General features: G+C 66.8%; 14 protein-coding genes and 1 pseudogene. 11 read left to right on the forward strand and 4 right to left on the reverse strand.

What is annotated here, in order from left to right:
• Positions 1-200 precede the first annotated feature (200 nt).
• The gene (locus tag JJE66_RS31160) at positions 201-617 is read right to left on the reverse strand and encodes a hypothetical protein (RefSeq protein ID WP_200518972.1); all 417 of its coding nucleotides are present in this window, start codon (positions 615-617) and stop codon (positions 201-203) included.
• A 194-nt stretch (positions 618-811) separates the two neighbouring features.
• Between JJE66_RS31160 and JJE66_RS31165 the strand changes: the two genes are divergently transcribed.
• Positions 812-1,357 (forward strand): tetratricopeptide repeat protein, encoded by a 546-nt coding sequence (locus JJE66_RS31165; protein ID WP_200518974.1) that lies wholly within the window; start codon positions 812-814, stop codon positions 1,355-1,357.
• A gap of 90 nt (positions 1,358-1,447) precedes the next feature.
• Here JJE66_RS31165 and JJE66_RS31170 read toward each other — a convergent pair whose 3' ends face one another.
• Complete coding sequence (locus JJE66_RS31170; protein WP_200518976.1) at positions 1,448-2,044, reverse strand: A24 family peptidase; 597 nt, start codon at positions 2,042-2,044, stop codon at positions 1,448-1,450.
• 4 nt (positions 2,045-2,048) lie between these two features.
• Positions 2,049-4,430, reverse strand: coding sequence for a type II secretion system secretin GspD (gene gspD, locus JJE66_RS31175; protein ID WP_200518984.1), 2,382 nt, complete (start codon positions 4,428-4,430; stop codon positions 2,049-2,051).
• A gap of 137 nt (positions 4,431-4,567) precedes the next feature.
• Between gspD and JJE66_RS31180 the strand changes: the two genes are divergently transcribed.
• The 10 genes from JJE66_RS31180 to JJE66_RS31225 all read left to right on the forward strand — a co-directional run bounded on the left by JJE66_RS31180 (position 4,568) and on the right by JJE66_RS31225 (position 12,880).
• A complete protein-coding gene (locus tag JJE66_RS31180) occupies positions 4,568-6,256 on the forward strand; it encodes an ATPase, T2SS/T4P/T4SS family (RefSeq protein ID WP_210350006.1) in 1,689 nt (562 codons plus the stop codon).
• Positions 6,257-6,260: 4 nt separating this feature from the next.
• Positions 6,261-7,472 (forward strand): type II secretion system F family protein, encoded by a 1,212-nt coding sequence (locus JJE66_RS31185; protein WP_200518997.1) that lies wholly within the window; start codon positions 6,261-6,263, stop codon positions 7,470-7,472.
• A 22-nt stretch (positions 7,473-7,494) separates the two neighbouring features.
• Complete coding sequence (gspG, locus tag JJE66_RS31190) at positions 7,495-7,950, forward strand: type II secretion system major pseudopilin GspG (RefSeq protein WP_200518999.1); 456 nt, start codon at positions 7,495-7,497, stop codon at positions 7,948-7,950.
• On the forward strand, positions 7,913-8,422 hold the full coding sequence (locus JJE66_RS31195) for a type II secretion system protein (protein ID WP_200519001.1): 510 nt from the start codon (positions 7,913-7,915) through the stop codon (positions 8,420-8,422). The genes gspG and JJE66_RS31195 overlap by 38 nt, the downstream gene beginning before the upstream one ends.
• The gene (locus tag JJE66_RS31200) at positions 8,400-8,798 is read left to right on the forward strand and encodes a prepilin-type N-terminal cleavage/methylation domain-containing protein (RefSeq protein WP_200519003.1); all 399 of its coding nucleotides are present in this window, start codon (positions 8,400-8,402) and stop codon (positions 8,796-8,798) included. The genes JJE66_RS31195 and JJE66_RS31200 overlap by 23 nt, the downstream gene beginning before the upstream one ends.
• A complete protein-coding gene (locus tag JJE66_RS31205) occupies positions 8,795-9,499 on the forward strand; it encodes a general secretion pathway protein GspJ (protein ID WP_200519005.1) in 705 nt (234 codons plus the stop codon). The genes JJE66_RS31200 and JJE66_RS31205 overlap by 4 nt, the downstream gene beginning before the upstream one ends.
• The gene (locus tag JJE66_RS31210) at positions 9,496-10,425 is read left to right on the forward strand and encodes a type II secretion system protein GspK (RefSeq protein ID WP_311980041.1); all 930 of its coding nucleotides are present in this window, start codon (positions 9,496-9,498) and stop codon (positions 10,423-10,425) included. The genes JJE66_RS31205 and JJE66_RS31210 overlap by 4 nt, the downstream gene beginning before the upstream one ends.
• Position 10,426: 1 nt before the next feature.
• A complete protein-coding gene (locus tag JJE66_RS31215; protein ID WP_200519022.1) occupies positions 10,427-11,464 on the forward strand; it encodes a PilN domain-containing protein in 1,038 nt (345 codons plus the stop codon).
• 8 nt (positions 11,465-11,472) lie between these two features.
• The gene (gene gspM / locus JJE66_RS31220; protein WP_200520152.1) at positions 11,473-12,051 is read left to right on the forward strand and encodes a type II secretion system protein GspM; all 579 of its coding nucleotides are present in this window, start codon (positions 11,473-11,475) and stop codon (positions 12,049-12,051) included.
• Between the two features lie 151 nt (positions 12,052-12,202).
• A complete protein-coding gene (locus tag JJE66_RS31225; RefSeq protein ID WP_200519024.1) occupies positions 12,203-12,880 on the forward strand; it encodes a hypothetical protein in 678 nt (225 codons plus the stop codon).
• 3 nt (positions 12,881-12,883) lie between these two features.
• On the opposite strand, the pseudogene JJE66_RS39020 reads toward JJE66_RS31225, so the two are convergent.
• Positions 12,884-13,586, reverse strand: a pseudogene (locus tag JJE66_RS39020) (aminotransferase class I/II-fold pyridoxal phosphate-dependent enzyme).
• Between the last annotated feature and the right edge of the window lie 64 nt (positions 13,587-13,650).

Raw genomic sequence — 13,650 nt, forward strand, 5'->3', positions numbered from 1 at the left:
TTGAAGTCTTACGAGGCGATCTTCCACCAGGATTTGAATGGCGACGGTGTCGTCAGCCCGTCTTCGACAAGTCCGGTCGGCTCGTCAGCCGGTAACACGTTGGCGGCGCTGCATGATAGCAGCGCGAACGGTTCGGCGCTTGCCGAGCTGCTCGCGCACGACTTCCTCATCCGGTAAAGCCGCGTCTCCAACTTGTAGCCTCAGCCAACAAGACTAGCTCGCATCCGCGCAACGCCGAAGCCCTCGTGGCCAAAGGCGTTGCCATTGTAGAGCAGGTAGCCGAGATCGTCATGCTGCAAGAGGCTGCCGTAGCAGACCATCTCTGAATTCCCAGCCGGACCGACCGTGGTCAGCAGCGGCTCGTCATTCCGCCTCCAGGAAATGCTCGCACAGCCGGTCGCTGATGCGCCAGTCGATTCCGCGTACCACATCCGGAACATGCCGCTATCCCTCAGCACCCACGGCGCCCCTGCGAGGAACGGATCGTGCCGATTGCGGCCGAGCACCGGCGCCTCGGACCCGCGTTCGAAGGTCTCACCGCCGTTAGAGGATTGCGCCAATCCGACGAAGAAGTGGAAGGGGACGGTGCCGCCCAGCGTCCATCCGCCGTAATACATTATGAGGCGACCGCCGTGCTCGACGATCGAGGCAGGGACCGCGCCGGAATCGTCGAACGCACCAAGCTTGCCTGGTGCGATCGAGGGGCCGACGCAAAGCGCAGCTGCTTCAGTCCGTCGCCTGTCGCCTCAACCGTCTATGGATTCCTGTGCAATGCCAGACTAGTCTTGCCTCGATGCGGAGAATGAACGGCATGACATCTGTTGAGCGATGCCACGTTGGGGGCTGGCACGATACCGGAATCGTGCGGCGGGCCGGATGGGCTGTTGCCGCCATCGCGCTCCTGCTCCTGCCCGCGATCCCCGCCCGTGCCCAGTCGCTCGGCCAGGGCGTGTCGGCCTTCCAGCGGCAGGATTATGTGACGGCGTCCCGCGCCTTCATCCCGCTCGCCGAGCGCGGCAACCCGGCGGCGCAGTCCTATCTCGGCTTCCTGTTCGAGACCGGCCGCGGTGTGCCGCAGAACTACACCGAAGCCGCGATGTGGTACCGCCGGGCGGCGGAGCAGGGCGATACCCGCGCGCAATATTCGCTGGGGCTGCTCTACGACCGCGGCTTTGGCGTGCCGCAGGACATCGTCGAGGCCTCCAAATGGCTGAACCTGTCGACCGCGGCGTCGCCGCCGCGGGTGCGCGAGTCCCGGGCCCGGATCCGCGACGCCGTCACCACCAAGATGACGCGCGGGGAGATCGCCCAGGCCCGCCTGCGGGCGCTGCAATGGGCGCCGAGCCGCGAGCACTGACAAGAAAGTCGAAAACAACTCCATGCACAGTAGGGGGCGGCGGCAGGCGAATTGCGCTGCGATGAGGATTTAACCAGATCTCGCCGGGCCTTAGCCGGGCCAGCCGCCGAGCCAGTTCAGATACCAGGTCTCGCCCAGCCAGCCGATCCAGATCGACGGCGCCAGGAACAGTCCGAACGGCAGAAAGGCGGCTCCGCGCAGCCGCTTCCCTCGCAAGGCAGCATCGGCGACATAGGCACCGATCGCGAGCAGCGCCGCGAGCTCGATCACCGCAGCCACCGTCGCAAGATCGAGCCAGGCGCCGCAAACCGCGGCGAGCTTGACGTCGCCGAGCCCGAGCCCGTCGCGGCCGCGCCAGCGCCGGTAGCCCAGCATCAGCAGCAGCAGCGGAAGCGCCACGGCCACCGCTCGGACGACGGGCCAGAGCAGCGCCTCGGCGCCCACATCGGGCACGGAAGCGGCAGCCCGGAGCAGGGCGAGCGCGAAGGCGGCTGCGGTCAGCTCGTTCGGGATCAGATAGTGGCGGGCATCGTTGGCGGCGATCGCGAGCATCAATGCGGCGAGGTACGCACCATAGATGCCTTCCGCGGCGGGTGCCGTGACGAGGCTCGCGAACACGCCAACGAGCAGCGCGAGGCTGAGGACGAGTGGGGCGCGGATCCCGTCATGCGCGGCTTCCTCGCTCACGCCGTCAGCGCGCGACCTTCGGCGGGCTCACGGTCACCACCGGATTGCTGGTCCCGATCAGGCGGCCGTTCATCTTGCTGCGCATCTCCTCGGCAATGGCATGCGCATCGACGCCGTCCTTGATGACGGTCGGGCGGATGAACAGGATCAGCTCGGTGCGGGCCCGGGCGGTGGTCTGGTGCGAAAAGGCGTCGCCCATGCCCGGAATGGAATCCAGGATCGGCAGGCCCTGGCGCTGCTTGTTCTCGGTCTCGCTGATCAGGCCGGCGAGCAGCACGGTCTGCCCGCTCGTCACCGCGATCGAACTCTTGACCCGGCGCTGCGAGATCGTCGGTGTGAGCGAGTTGGCGCTGCCGGCGGCCACGCTCGAGATCTCCTGCTCGATGTCGAGCACGACATTGCCGTTGGCATTGGCGCGCGGCAGCACGCGCAGGATGATGCCGGTGTTCTTGTAGTCGATGGTGTTGACCACCGTGTTGTTGGCCGTCAGCACCGTCGCGGTGCCGGTCGAGAACGGCACCTGGTCGCCGACCTGCAACGTCGCCGGCTGGTTGTCGAGCACCACTAGCGACGGGTTCGACAGCACCTTGACGTTGGTGACGCCGTGCAACGCATCGAGAATGACGCGCGGCGAATTCTCGGAGCCGATCAGGAAGTTGAAGCCCGGCAAGACGCGTCCGAGCAGCGCGCCGGATGCGGCATTGACCGCGTTGGACGCCGCTTCGACGGCGCCGCTGCCAACAGTCGCGGCATTGCTGACGCCGGAGATGGTGTTGGAGATTGATCCCTTATGGCTCGCCAGGAAGAACTGCACGCCGTAATTCAACTGGTCGTTCAGCGTGACCTCGGCGATCGTCGCCTCGATCGCGATCTGGCGCTGCGGCCGATCGATCTGGCGGATGGTCTGCTCGACGATGCGCTGCGCATCCTGGTTGGCATAGACGAGGACGGCGTTGTTGGTGACGTCGGCGGTGAGCCGTACGTTCTGGAGGATGCCGTTGATGCCGGGCTTTGCACCGCCTGATGGTCCGCCGAGGCCATTGTCCTGCGCCGGCGTCGCGGACGCAGCCGGAGCGGGACGGGTGCCGAACGATGATCCCGGAGCTCCCGTGACCGGAGTTGCGGCGCCGGCAGCGGCAGTCGGGAGCGCGCTCAACGAAGCAACCGGGTTGCTGGAGGACGAGCTCGAAATACCAGCGCCGGGCGCGACCTGGCTCGACGCGTTGTCGAGCGTCGAGTTGCTGGTCGCACTCTGGTTGAACAGCATGTCGTTCAGCATCGCCACCACCAGCTTGGAATTGCCGTAGCGCAATGGATAGGATTTCAGGTTCACGCCGTCGGTGTCGGAACGGTCGAGCCGCGCAATCCAGGTCTGCGCGCGCTTCAGATATTCCGGCTTCTGGGTCACCACGAGGATCGAGTTGAGCCGCGAGATCGGCTGGAGCTTGATCATGTTCTGGCTCATGCCGCCTTCGCCGGAATCCATGATCTTCTCGATCTCGGTGATGACGGGCTCGGGGGAGGAATTGCGCACCGGGAAGATGCCGACCGATTGTCCACGCATCCAGTCGGCGTCGAATGACAGAATTGTGTCAACCGCGGTCGCCCGGTCGGTTCCGCTGCCGCTGACGATCAACGTGTTGCGGGAATTGTCGGGGCGCATGGTCGAGGCCTTCACGCCGAAGGCATCGAGCAGCTTGAAGATGTTTTGAGCCGAGGTGTAGCGCAGCGGCACGACGGTGACGCCCTGGCCGGCTTCGGTGCTCGCCGAGCGGTCGATGCCGCCGGGGCCGGCCTCCGGCGCCGGCAGCAGGCGATAGCCGGTCCGGTCGCGCACCAGCGCCACGCCGGACATGCGCAACGCGTTCTCCAGCACATAGATCGCGTCCGCCTTGGGAACCGGACGTACCGAGGCGAGCGTCACCGTTCCCTGCACGCGCGGATCGATCGTGTAGCCGGTGTTGAGTACGTCACCGAGGATGACCTTTGCGACGGTCGCCACAGGTGCATTCTCGAAATTCAGGTCGTAACCGCTGCCGCCGCCATCATCGCGTTCGACCAGCGCGCCGCCTTGCGGCGTCGCACCATCGCTCAGATAGATCGCGGGTCTTGACGATCTGCCTTGCGCAATGCCGCTTGCCCCTGCATCCGCCGGTTGACGCGGTTGGAGGTCGAGGCCGCGGATCTTGTCGACAATATCCTGGGCCCGCGGATCTTTGGGGTCCGCTTCGACCGATTGATCGGCCGTGACGATGCATCCAGTGAGCAGGAAAGCGGACGACAACAGCACGAGTGCTCCAGTCAACGCTGAGCGGTGGCGCGAGAGCGGCTGGACCACGTTCGACAAGTTACGCCCGCCAACGCTGAAAGTGACTGGAAATTGCATCCGATCCCCCTTGGCTCGGACGCGCAACGATTTGCGCCACGATTATGTTTTTGCTAAGTAATAAGTCAAGAGTAAAGGGCCTCCGTGACACGTGGAAGCTGTTGCATTCGAGTAACAAGGTCAATGCTGTGAATGCGATGCGAGACCGCTCCGCCGATAGCTTCCGGCAGCACCTCCTGGAAAAATATGCGCTGCCGCCGCGCGCGCATGCTCGTATGGAGAAGTCGGGCACGGCTACGCGCGCGCGCCCGCTGCGTGAATTTTGGGAAGCTACCGATCTCTCTGCAGCCGACTTCGCCGACGAAGTGGCGGAGTATTTTGGTCTGCCGCGGCTCAGTCTTCCGCAATTGCTCACGACCACGCCCCGCCTGGAGGGCTTTTCGCGTCGCTTCCTGCGTGAATCCACCATCTTTCCCTTCAGTGCGCCGAATGGCGGTCTTCGCCTGGCCGTTGCCGATCCGTCCGACACGGCTGCCATGCGCGCGGCCGAGATCGTGTTCGGAACGACGGTCGATGTCGTAGTCGCGTCATATGAGGACATTACGACGGTCCTCGATCAGCGGGCCGAGGCCGATGACGCAAATGTCGACGAGAGCGACAGGAGCGCCGCGCAGCGATCCGACGACGATATCGAAAGTCTGCGTGATCTCGCCAGCGGCGCGCCGGTGGTGCGAGCGCTCAACGACCTGTTGGAGCGTGCGTTGGATCTGCGCGCCAGTGATATTCACGTCGAGCCGTTCCGCGCCGGGCTCGTCGTGCGCATGCGCGTCGACGGCCTGTTGCGCGCGCTGCCGTCGCCGCAAGGCATTCCGCCGCAGGCGTTGATCTCACGCATCAAGATTCTTGCCAGCCTCAACATCGCCGAGCGCCGCCTGCCGCAGGACGGCGCGGCGCGCGTCCGCGTTGGCCGCAACGAGCTCGACGTCCGCGTCGCGACCATGCCGACGCAACATGGCGAGAGCGCCGTGATCCGCCTGCTGCCGCGCGACCGCGGCCTGCTCGAGATGAGCAAGCTCGGTCTGCGAACCCGCGACGAGAGCGCAATGACCCGCCTCCTGGCGATGCCGCACGGCATGATCGTCGTGACGGGCCCGACTGGCAGCGGCAAGACCACGACGCTCGCGACCATGCTCTCGATCCTCAACGAGCCGACACGAAAGATCCTCACCATCGAGGATCCCGTCGAGTACGAGATCCCCGGCGTCAACCAGTCTCAGGTCAAGCCGTCGATCGGACTGACTTTCGCCACCGCCATGCGCTCCTTCGTGCGTCAGGACCCTGATGTGATCATGGTCGGCGAAGTTCGCGACGCCGAGACCGCGCATATCGCGATCCATGCTGCGCTGACCGGCCATCTCGTGCTGACGACGCTGCACACCGAGACCGCGGCCGCCGCGGTGCCGCGCCTGATCGATCTCGGCATCGAGGGTTTCCTGCTCAAATCGACACTGCGCGCAGTGGTGGCGCAGCGCCTGGTGCGCATGCTGTGCGATCGCTGCAAGGTCCCGCATGCGTTGACCGAGGCCGATCTCGCCAAGGATCCGCGCTTTGCCGTGATCGGCTTTAAATGCGGCGAGGTCGTGCATGAGGCCGGCGGCTGCGAGCGCTGCGGCGGCACCGGGTATCGCGGCCGCAACGGCGTGTTCGAGATCCTCGAAATGTCCGACGAAGTACGTGCGCTGATCGGGCCGCAGACCGACTCCCACTCCATCGACGCCACCGCGATGCGGGGCGGCATGACGACGATGCTGGAGGATGCGGTCGCCAAATGCCGCTCCGGGTTGACGACGGTGCCCGAAGTCTTCCGCGTCACGACGGTGCGCTGAGCCCATGCCGAACTATCGCTACCGCGCGCTCAATGCCAACGGCGAACTGGTCTCCGGCGCCATCGCCGCGTCCGCGCCTGGCGATGTGGCGCAGCGGATCGAACGACTCGGCCTGGTGCTGGTCGACAACGTCGCGCCGGAAGAGGGGGGAGCGGCGGGCAGCGTCTTCAGCCTCTTCAACAGGCCGAAGCCGGAAGACGTCACCATCTTCACACGCGACCTCGCGCTGCTTCTGCGTGCCGGCGCCCGCATCAATGACGGCCTGGAGCTGCTCGCAGCCGATGCCGATTTCGGCCGGCTACGCCCGGTCGTCGCCGACATCCGTTCGCGCGTCGTCTCGGGCGAGAGCTTTGCCGAAGGTCTTGCGCGGCACGAGGGACTTTTTCCGCCGATGTATATCGCGCTGGTGCGGGTCGGCGAGGCCTCGGGGTCGCTGGATCAGGTGCTCGAGGTGCTGGCTGGCGAGCGCGCGCGCAGCGAGGCCCTGCGGCGCCGGCTCTCGGATGCGATCCGCTATCCCATGTTCGTGCTGGGCGCCGCCGGCTGCGTGCTGCTGTTCTTCCTGACATTCGTGCTGCCGCAATTCGCCAGCGTCTTGCAGGACTTCAACGCCAAGGTCGATCCGATCGTCGGCGTCTTCCTGAACATCTCGACTTTCCTGCGTGGCAATTCCGACGCGGTGCTGGCCGGACTGGCCGCTGCGATCGCGGCCGTCTGGCTGCTGCTTCGGCAAGAGCGCATCCGCCGCGGCCTCACCAACGCGATCACGCGGCTGCCGGCAATCCGCGACGTGATGAAGGCGTACCGCACCGCGCTGTTCTGCCGCAACCTCGGCCTGCTGCTCGGAAGCGGCGTCAGTCTCACCACCACGTTGCGCATCCTGATCGACATGATGGCGACGACCGGACCGTCGGCGGTCTGGAGCGATGCCGCCGACCGCGTTCGCCATGGCTCGAAACTGTCCGACGCGCTGGCTGAAACCGACGCGCTGCCGGCGATGGCGGTGCGCATGCTGCGGCTCGGTGACGAGACCGGGCAATTGCCGATGTTGTCCGGCCGCATCGCCGAATTCTACGAGATCAAGCTTCAGCGCACACTCGACCGCGCGGTCGGCATTGCCGGGCCTGCGGCGATCATCGCGATCTCGCTGGTCGTCGGCGGCCTGATCACCTCGGTGATGACGGCGCTGATGTCGGTGAGCCAGATTGTAAATTAGGCCAAGGAAAGGGGGGCTCGAGGTGTCCAAACATCGATCGTCAAGGCGCAGCCAGAGTCGCGCGCGGCGAGGGGAGGCCGGCTTCACCCTGGTCGAGATGCTCGTCGTCATCACCATCATAGGCATGATCATGGCGCTCGTGGGCCCACGGGTGCTGAACTATCTCAGCGAGTCCAAGGCCAAGGCGGCAAAAATCCAGATCGAGAGCTTTTCCAGCGCGCTCGATCTCTATTACCTTGATCTCGGCCGCTATCCGACGTCGAATGAAGGCCTCGCCGGGCTGGCGCGCAGCAACAACCAGGCCGGCTGGAACGGGCCTTATTTGCGCGGCGGCGTGGTGCCCAACGATCCTTGGGGCCACGGCTATGTCTATCGTTCCCCCGGCGCGAGTGGACCCTACGATATCATCTCGCTCGGATCGGACGGTCAGGAAGGCGGCAGTGGTACGGCAGCCGATATTGCCAGCGGTGGGCGCTGACGGAATCCGCAACGCGCAAGGCTTCAATGCGCAAGGCTTTGCGCTGATCGAGATCCTGTGCGTGCTCGCCATCATCGGCCTGCTCGCTGCGATCATCCTGCCGGCGATCCCGCGCTCCACGACGCGCGCGAAGCTGCAGAGCTACGCGGTCGAGACCGCGGCGCTGCTCAAGGCCGACCGCAACGCGGCGTTGCGCCGACAGGTTTGGGTGGCGACGCAGGTGGATGCTGAGGCGCGTTCGATCCGCTCCGGCGTCACCGGGCTGACCATCCGCCTGCCGCGCGACGTGGTCGTGCAGGCGACGCTGGCCGCGCGCTGCGCCGATCGCGCCACCGGGCGGTCGATCGATTTCTTTCCGTCGGGCATGTCGTGTGGCGGGACGATCGCGCTGGCGCGGCCCGGCATGGGTTACGAGGTGCGCGTCAACTGGCTGACCGGAGGCGTCGAGATTGTCCCGCAGAAGCTGCTCTGACGGCGCCGCCGGCTTCACGTTGATCGAGGCGCTGGTTGCGCTCGCGATCATCGCCATCGTGCTCGGGACCATCGGCTCGGTCATATCAGTCACGACGAAGGGCACGCGCTCGATCGACCAGCGTCTGGCGCTGGCCGGCACGGCGGAGACATTGCTTGCGGATCTGCCGGCGCGCGCACTGTTGAAGCCCGGCCGGCAGAGCGGCGAGCTGGCCGGCAGCCGCTGGCGCGTCGACATCGCGCCGATGAACGTTGCCGGCGGCAATCCTGCCACCGATCGCTTTGTGCCGCTGGCGGTCAATCTGCGGCTCCGGCGCGCAGACGGCAGCGCGATCCAGGTCACGACGGTGAAACTGGTCCCGAGGGCCACAGAATGAAACGCCTGCGCCGTGCGATCGCGTCCGAGGCGGGTTTCACGCTGCTCGAAGTGCTGCTGGCGACGCTGCTGATGACCGTGATCCTGGCCGCGCTGGCGACCGTGACGGCGCAATGGCTGCCGAACTGGAATCGCGGCATCGCGCGGGTGCAGCGCGCCGAACGCCTCGCCACCGGGCTCGACCGCATCGTTGCGGATCTCTCCGTTGCCGAGCAGATGACCGTGAACGGCGACGCCAAGGCGCCGCTGTTCGACGGCGCCGAATTGTCGGTGACGTTCCTGCGCACGGCGCTCGGCCCAAGCGCGCGCCCGGGCCTGGAATTCATCCGCCTGATCGAGAAGGCCGATGCCCAGGGGCTCGCGCTGGTGCGCGAGCGCGCGCCATTTCAGCCGATGTCGACGGACGGGCAGATCCGCTTCCTCGACCAAGTCGTGCTGATCCGCGCACCGTTCCGCGTCAGCTTCGCCTATGCCGGGCCGGACCGGACGTGGCAGCCGACCTGGCGCGGCCAGGGGCAATTACCGGATCGCATCCGCATCACGGTGCGCGACGGCGCCACCGGCCAGGTGCTGGCGGTGTCGGCGGCGACGGTGCTGCACATCACGGCGCCCGCCGAATGCGCGCGCGCCAAGAATCCCACGACCTGCGTGACGGCGGGCACAAGGCCGCAACAGGCGCAGAAAGAGGAGCAGCAATTGTGAGCGGCGCGGCGCATGGCGGGCGAACACTTGGCCAGGGAACGCTTGACGATGACCGCGGCTTCATCGTCGTCGTCGTGCTCTGGATGCTGGCTGCGCTGGCCACGCTCGCGCTGATCTATCTGACCTATGTCACCAACACCGCGGTTACCGTCGCCGTCAATACCGACCGGTTGCAGGCCGATGCACTGATGAACGCGGGCCTCGAGCTTGCGGCCTATCGGCTGACCGCGCAAAGCGAGGCGACGCGCCCGACCAGCGGCACCTTCAACGCCCGTGTCGGGGCGGGTCGGGTGGCGGTGACGTTCCGCTCGGAGGCCGCGCGCATCGATCTCAACGCAGCGCCGAAATCCGTCCTCGCAGGCCTGATGACGGCGCTCGGCGTCTCCGCGTCGGACGCGCCTGACTACGCCGACCGGATTCTGGCGTGGCGGTCGTCGACGGAACCGGGCGTGGACAACCCGGAGGACTCCTATTATCGCACGCTCGGTGCGCCCTATCTGCCGCGCCATGCGCCGTTTCCGCACAGCGACGAGCTGTGGCTGGTGCGCGGCATTCCGCCGGCCGTGATCGAGCGCGTGCTGCCCTTCGTCACCGTGTTCAGCAACATGCGCACCGTGAACGTGCTGGACGCCGCGCCGCAGGTGGTGGCGGCGCTGCCCGGCATGACGCCGGAGACGCTGCAACAGCTGCTGCGCAACCGCGCCGATCCCAACGTCGATCCGCAGTCCCTGGTCGGCCTTGCCGGCAGCGCCAGCGCGACGATCGAGGGCGCGAAGGCCTACCGGCTGACGGTCGCCACTGAGGCGCCGTCGCATCGGCAGAGCTCGGCCGAGATCGTCATCCTGCTTCTCGAAAGCGGCGATGAGCCCTATCGTGTATTGTCGTGGCACAACGCCTTCGACGGCTCGGCCGGAAAGCCTCTGTGAGATGAGTTCGATCAATTCCCTTCGCGCGATCTTCGATGCCTGGACCGGCACGGTGGCCGGTGCCGCCGTCGCCGGGCTGGAGCGGATGGTCTCGCCACGCCTGGTGCGGCTGGTCGAGGGCGAGAGCGGCGCGTTCGCGCTGGAGGCTGCGAAGCCGGAGAACATGCCGAAGGAGATCGCGTTCGAGGACGGCAGGTTCACCGGCGCCAATCTCGCGCAGTTCGTCCGCGGCAGCCGCGTCGAGATCGTGCTGCGGCCGGCGCGTTTCCTGTTCCGTCCACTGGAGCTGCCGGCGCGTGCGGCCGATTTCCTCGACGGCATCGTGCGGGCGCAGATCGACCGACTGACGCCATGGAGCGCGGCTGAGGCCGTGTTCGGTTGCAGCGCGCCGGTGGCGCAAGGCAGTGAAGGCATCACCACGATGATCGCGGCCGCACCGCGCCGGCTGGCGATGGGCTATGTCGAGGCGCTGTCCGGCTTTCATCCATCCGCGATCGCGGTTCTGACCGAGGCGGCCGAGGGCGGGCGCATCAGGGTGTTCGAGCAGAAATCGCGCGGCGCGATCGATCCCGTGCGGTTGAGCCGGATGCTGCAGGTGGTGCTGGCCGTCGCCGCAGTCGCCGCAATTCTCGGTTCGATCGTCGCGGGCTATCTGGCCGACAGTTTGAACGCGCAGGAGAGCGAGCTCGAGCGCCAGATCACCCAGCGCCGCGCCGCGATCCGCGGTGCCGACGGCGGCGAGCGCTCGCCGCTGGCGCTGCTGGAGCGGCGCAAATACGAGACGCCGGCAAGCGTGATCGTGCTGGAATCGCTGAGCCGTCTCTTGCCGGACCACACCTACGTCACCGAGATGCATCTGGCCGGCGACAAGCTCCAGATCGCCGGCATCACCCGCGATGCACCCTCGCTGATCCCGTTGATCGAGCAGTCCGGGCATTTCACCCGCGCGACCTTCTACGCGCCGACGACGCGCGCCTCGACGGATCCCGGCGAGCGCTTCCACATCGAGGCGCAAATCGAGCCGAGGAATGCGCCATGAACAGCGCCATGACCAGCGGCGGGATTGCTGGCGGAAACGCGACGCGGTGGCTGACGGGCTCGCCGCTGATCGCGGTCACGCTCTACGTCGCGGTGACGGGCGGGCTGTTGCTGGTGGCGGCCCTGTCGATCGCCGACGTCATCGCCCACCGACAGGCGCTGGCGCAGACCTCCGACCTGCTCGACCAGCTGCGCGGCCGCAAGGGCGCCGCCAAGAGTGCCGCGGCCGAACTGGCCGAGCATCCCGGCGCGCCGTTCCTGGAGGGGCCGACCGTGACGGTCGCCGGCGCCAATCTGTTGCAGCGGGTTGCGGCCGCGGTCAGCAATGTCGGCGGCTCGGTGCAGTCCTCGCAGGTCGACGTCTCCGGCGCGCAGGTGAAGGACGGCTTCGTCGGCCTCGTCGTCAGCTGCGAATTGGAGCAGCCCGCGCTGCAGAAGGTGCTCTACGATCTCGAGGCCGGCATGCCGTTCCTGTTCATCGATCAGCTCGACGTCCAGGTGCCGCAGGCCACCGCGTTAAGCGAAGGCGGCACCGGCCGCGTCAGGGTGATCCTGGGCGTCTCCGGCCAGTGGCAGGCGGGGAAGTAGGGCGGCGCTGGGGCATTTGCGGGCGAAAGTCCGGTTCCCTCCAGCCGGCAGAAGAGATCGGACGCGGGTTGATGGCGGGGCGTATCAGAACTAGTTTGCTGCGGAAGGCCTGCCGCATGCTGGTGCGGCTGCTCGCCGCAAGGGGATTTCGATGTCCGGATGGCTGAGATCGACCGGGGTGGCCGTGCTGTGCGCGGTGCTCGGCATCGCCGAGACGGTGGCGGCGACCTCCTCGCGCATAGACATCCTGCCGGATGATGCCGCAGCCAGCGTCGATGTCGGCGCGGTGAGGCCGATAGCCCGGCCCACGCCGGTTGCGAGCAAGCTTGCTCCTCGCGGCAATCCGCTGTGGTCGGTGCCGCTCTCGACGCTGACCGTAACCCAGGATCGCCCGATCTTCTCCGCGACGCGGCGACCGCTGCCGCGCGCGGTCGCAGCCACCCCGGCCGAAGTGGCCCACGCGCCGCCACCGCCGAAACCGGCCGAAGCGCCGCCGCCGCTGACGCTGGTCGGGGCGGTGGTGGGCGAGGGTGATGCCATCGCGATTCTGGTCAACCGCACCGACCAGAAGGTCGTGCGCCTGCGGCAAGGTGAATCGCTTGACGGCTGGTCGCTCATCTCGGTCCAGCCGCGCGAGGTGACGTTCAGGCAAGGCGATCGCAGCGAGGTGCTGGCGCTCCAGCGGCCGGACGGAACGTCCGCGCCGGCGGGATCGCCGGCTGCCGCGGACCGCACTGGCAAGCTGACGATGCCGACCACGGCCAACACCTCGTTCGCCCCCTTCGTGCCCCGCTCGACGCCGAAGAACGGCGAGGCGGACGGGCTCTGAGCGCTACTGTCCCAGGATCGCACTGAGCGTATCGCAGATGCGTTGCTGCCGTGCCTCGTCCAGGCCGATCCAGAACGGCAGTCTGATCAGGCGCTCCGACAGATCGACGGTGAGCGGCAGATCGCCGTGGGTGCGCCCGAACCGCGACATGATGTTCTTGGTCTCGTGGAAGGAGAAGCTGCCGAGATCGCCGATGGCACCGAGCGGGGTGCCCTTGTAGCTCGCCATGATGCCCTGCGCGGCGTCCTCGACGACGCGCAGGCCATGGTGTTTCGCGATCGCGACGATCGGATCCATCTCGCAGGCGACGCCGGCATAGTGCACCGGCGCGATCGCGCGGGTGCGCGATGGCGGCTTCGATCCGGCGTTCGTCGAGATTGAGCGTGTCCTCGCGGATGTCGACGAAGACCGGGATCGCGCCACGCAGCACGAAGGCATTCGCGGTCGAGACGAAGGTGAATGAGGGCATGATGACCTCGTCACCGCTCTTCAAATCGAGCAGGATCGCGGCGAGGTCGAGGGCCGAGGTGCAGGAGTGCGTGAGCAGCGCCTTGGCACAACCGGTGCGCTGTTCGAGCCATTGATGGCAGCGCCGGGTGAAGGCGCCGTCGCCGGACAAATGATGGTTCTTCAGAGCCACCTCGATGTTGGCCTGCTCCTTGCCCGTCGTATAGGGCCGATTGAAAGGGATGAATTCGGATGCCATTGCCTAAGCTGTCCAACCGCCTTAAGACGCGCCTTCGACGCCCCAATCCGATGGCGCCAAATTG

Origin of the sequence: Bradyrhizobium diazoefficiens (assembly GCF_016612535.1) — a bacterium.
Classification (GTDB): domain Bacteria; phylum Pseudomonadota; class Alphaproteobacteria; order Rhizobiales; family Xanthobacteraceae; genus Bradyrhizobium; species Bradyrhizobium diazoefficiens_C.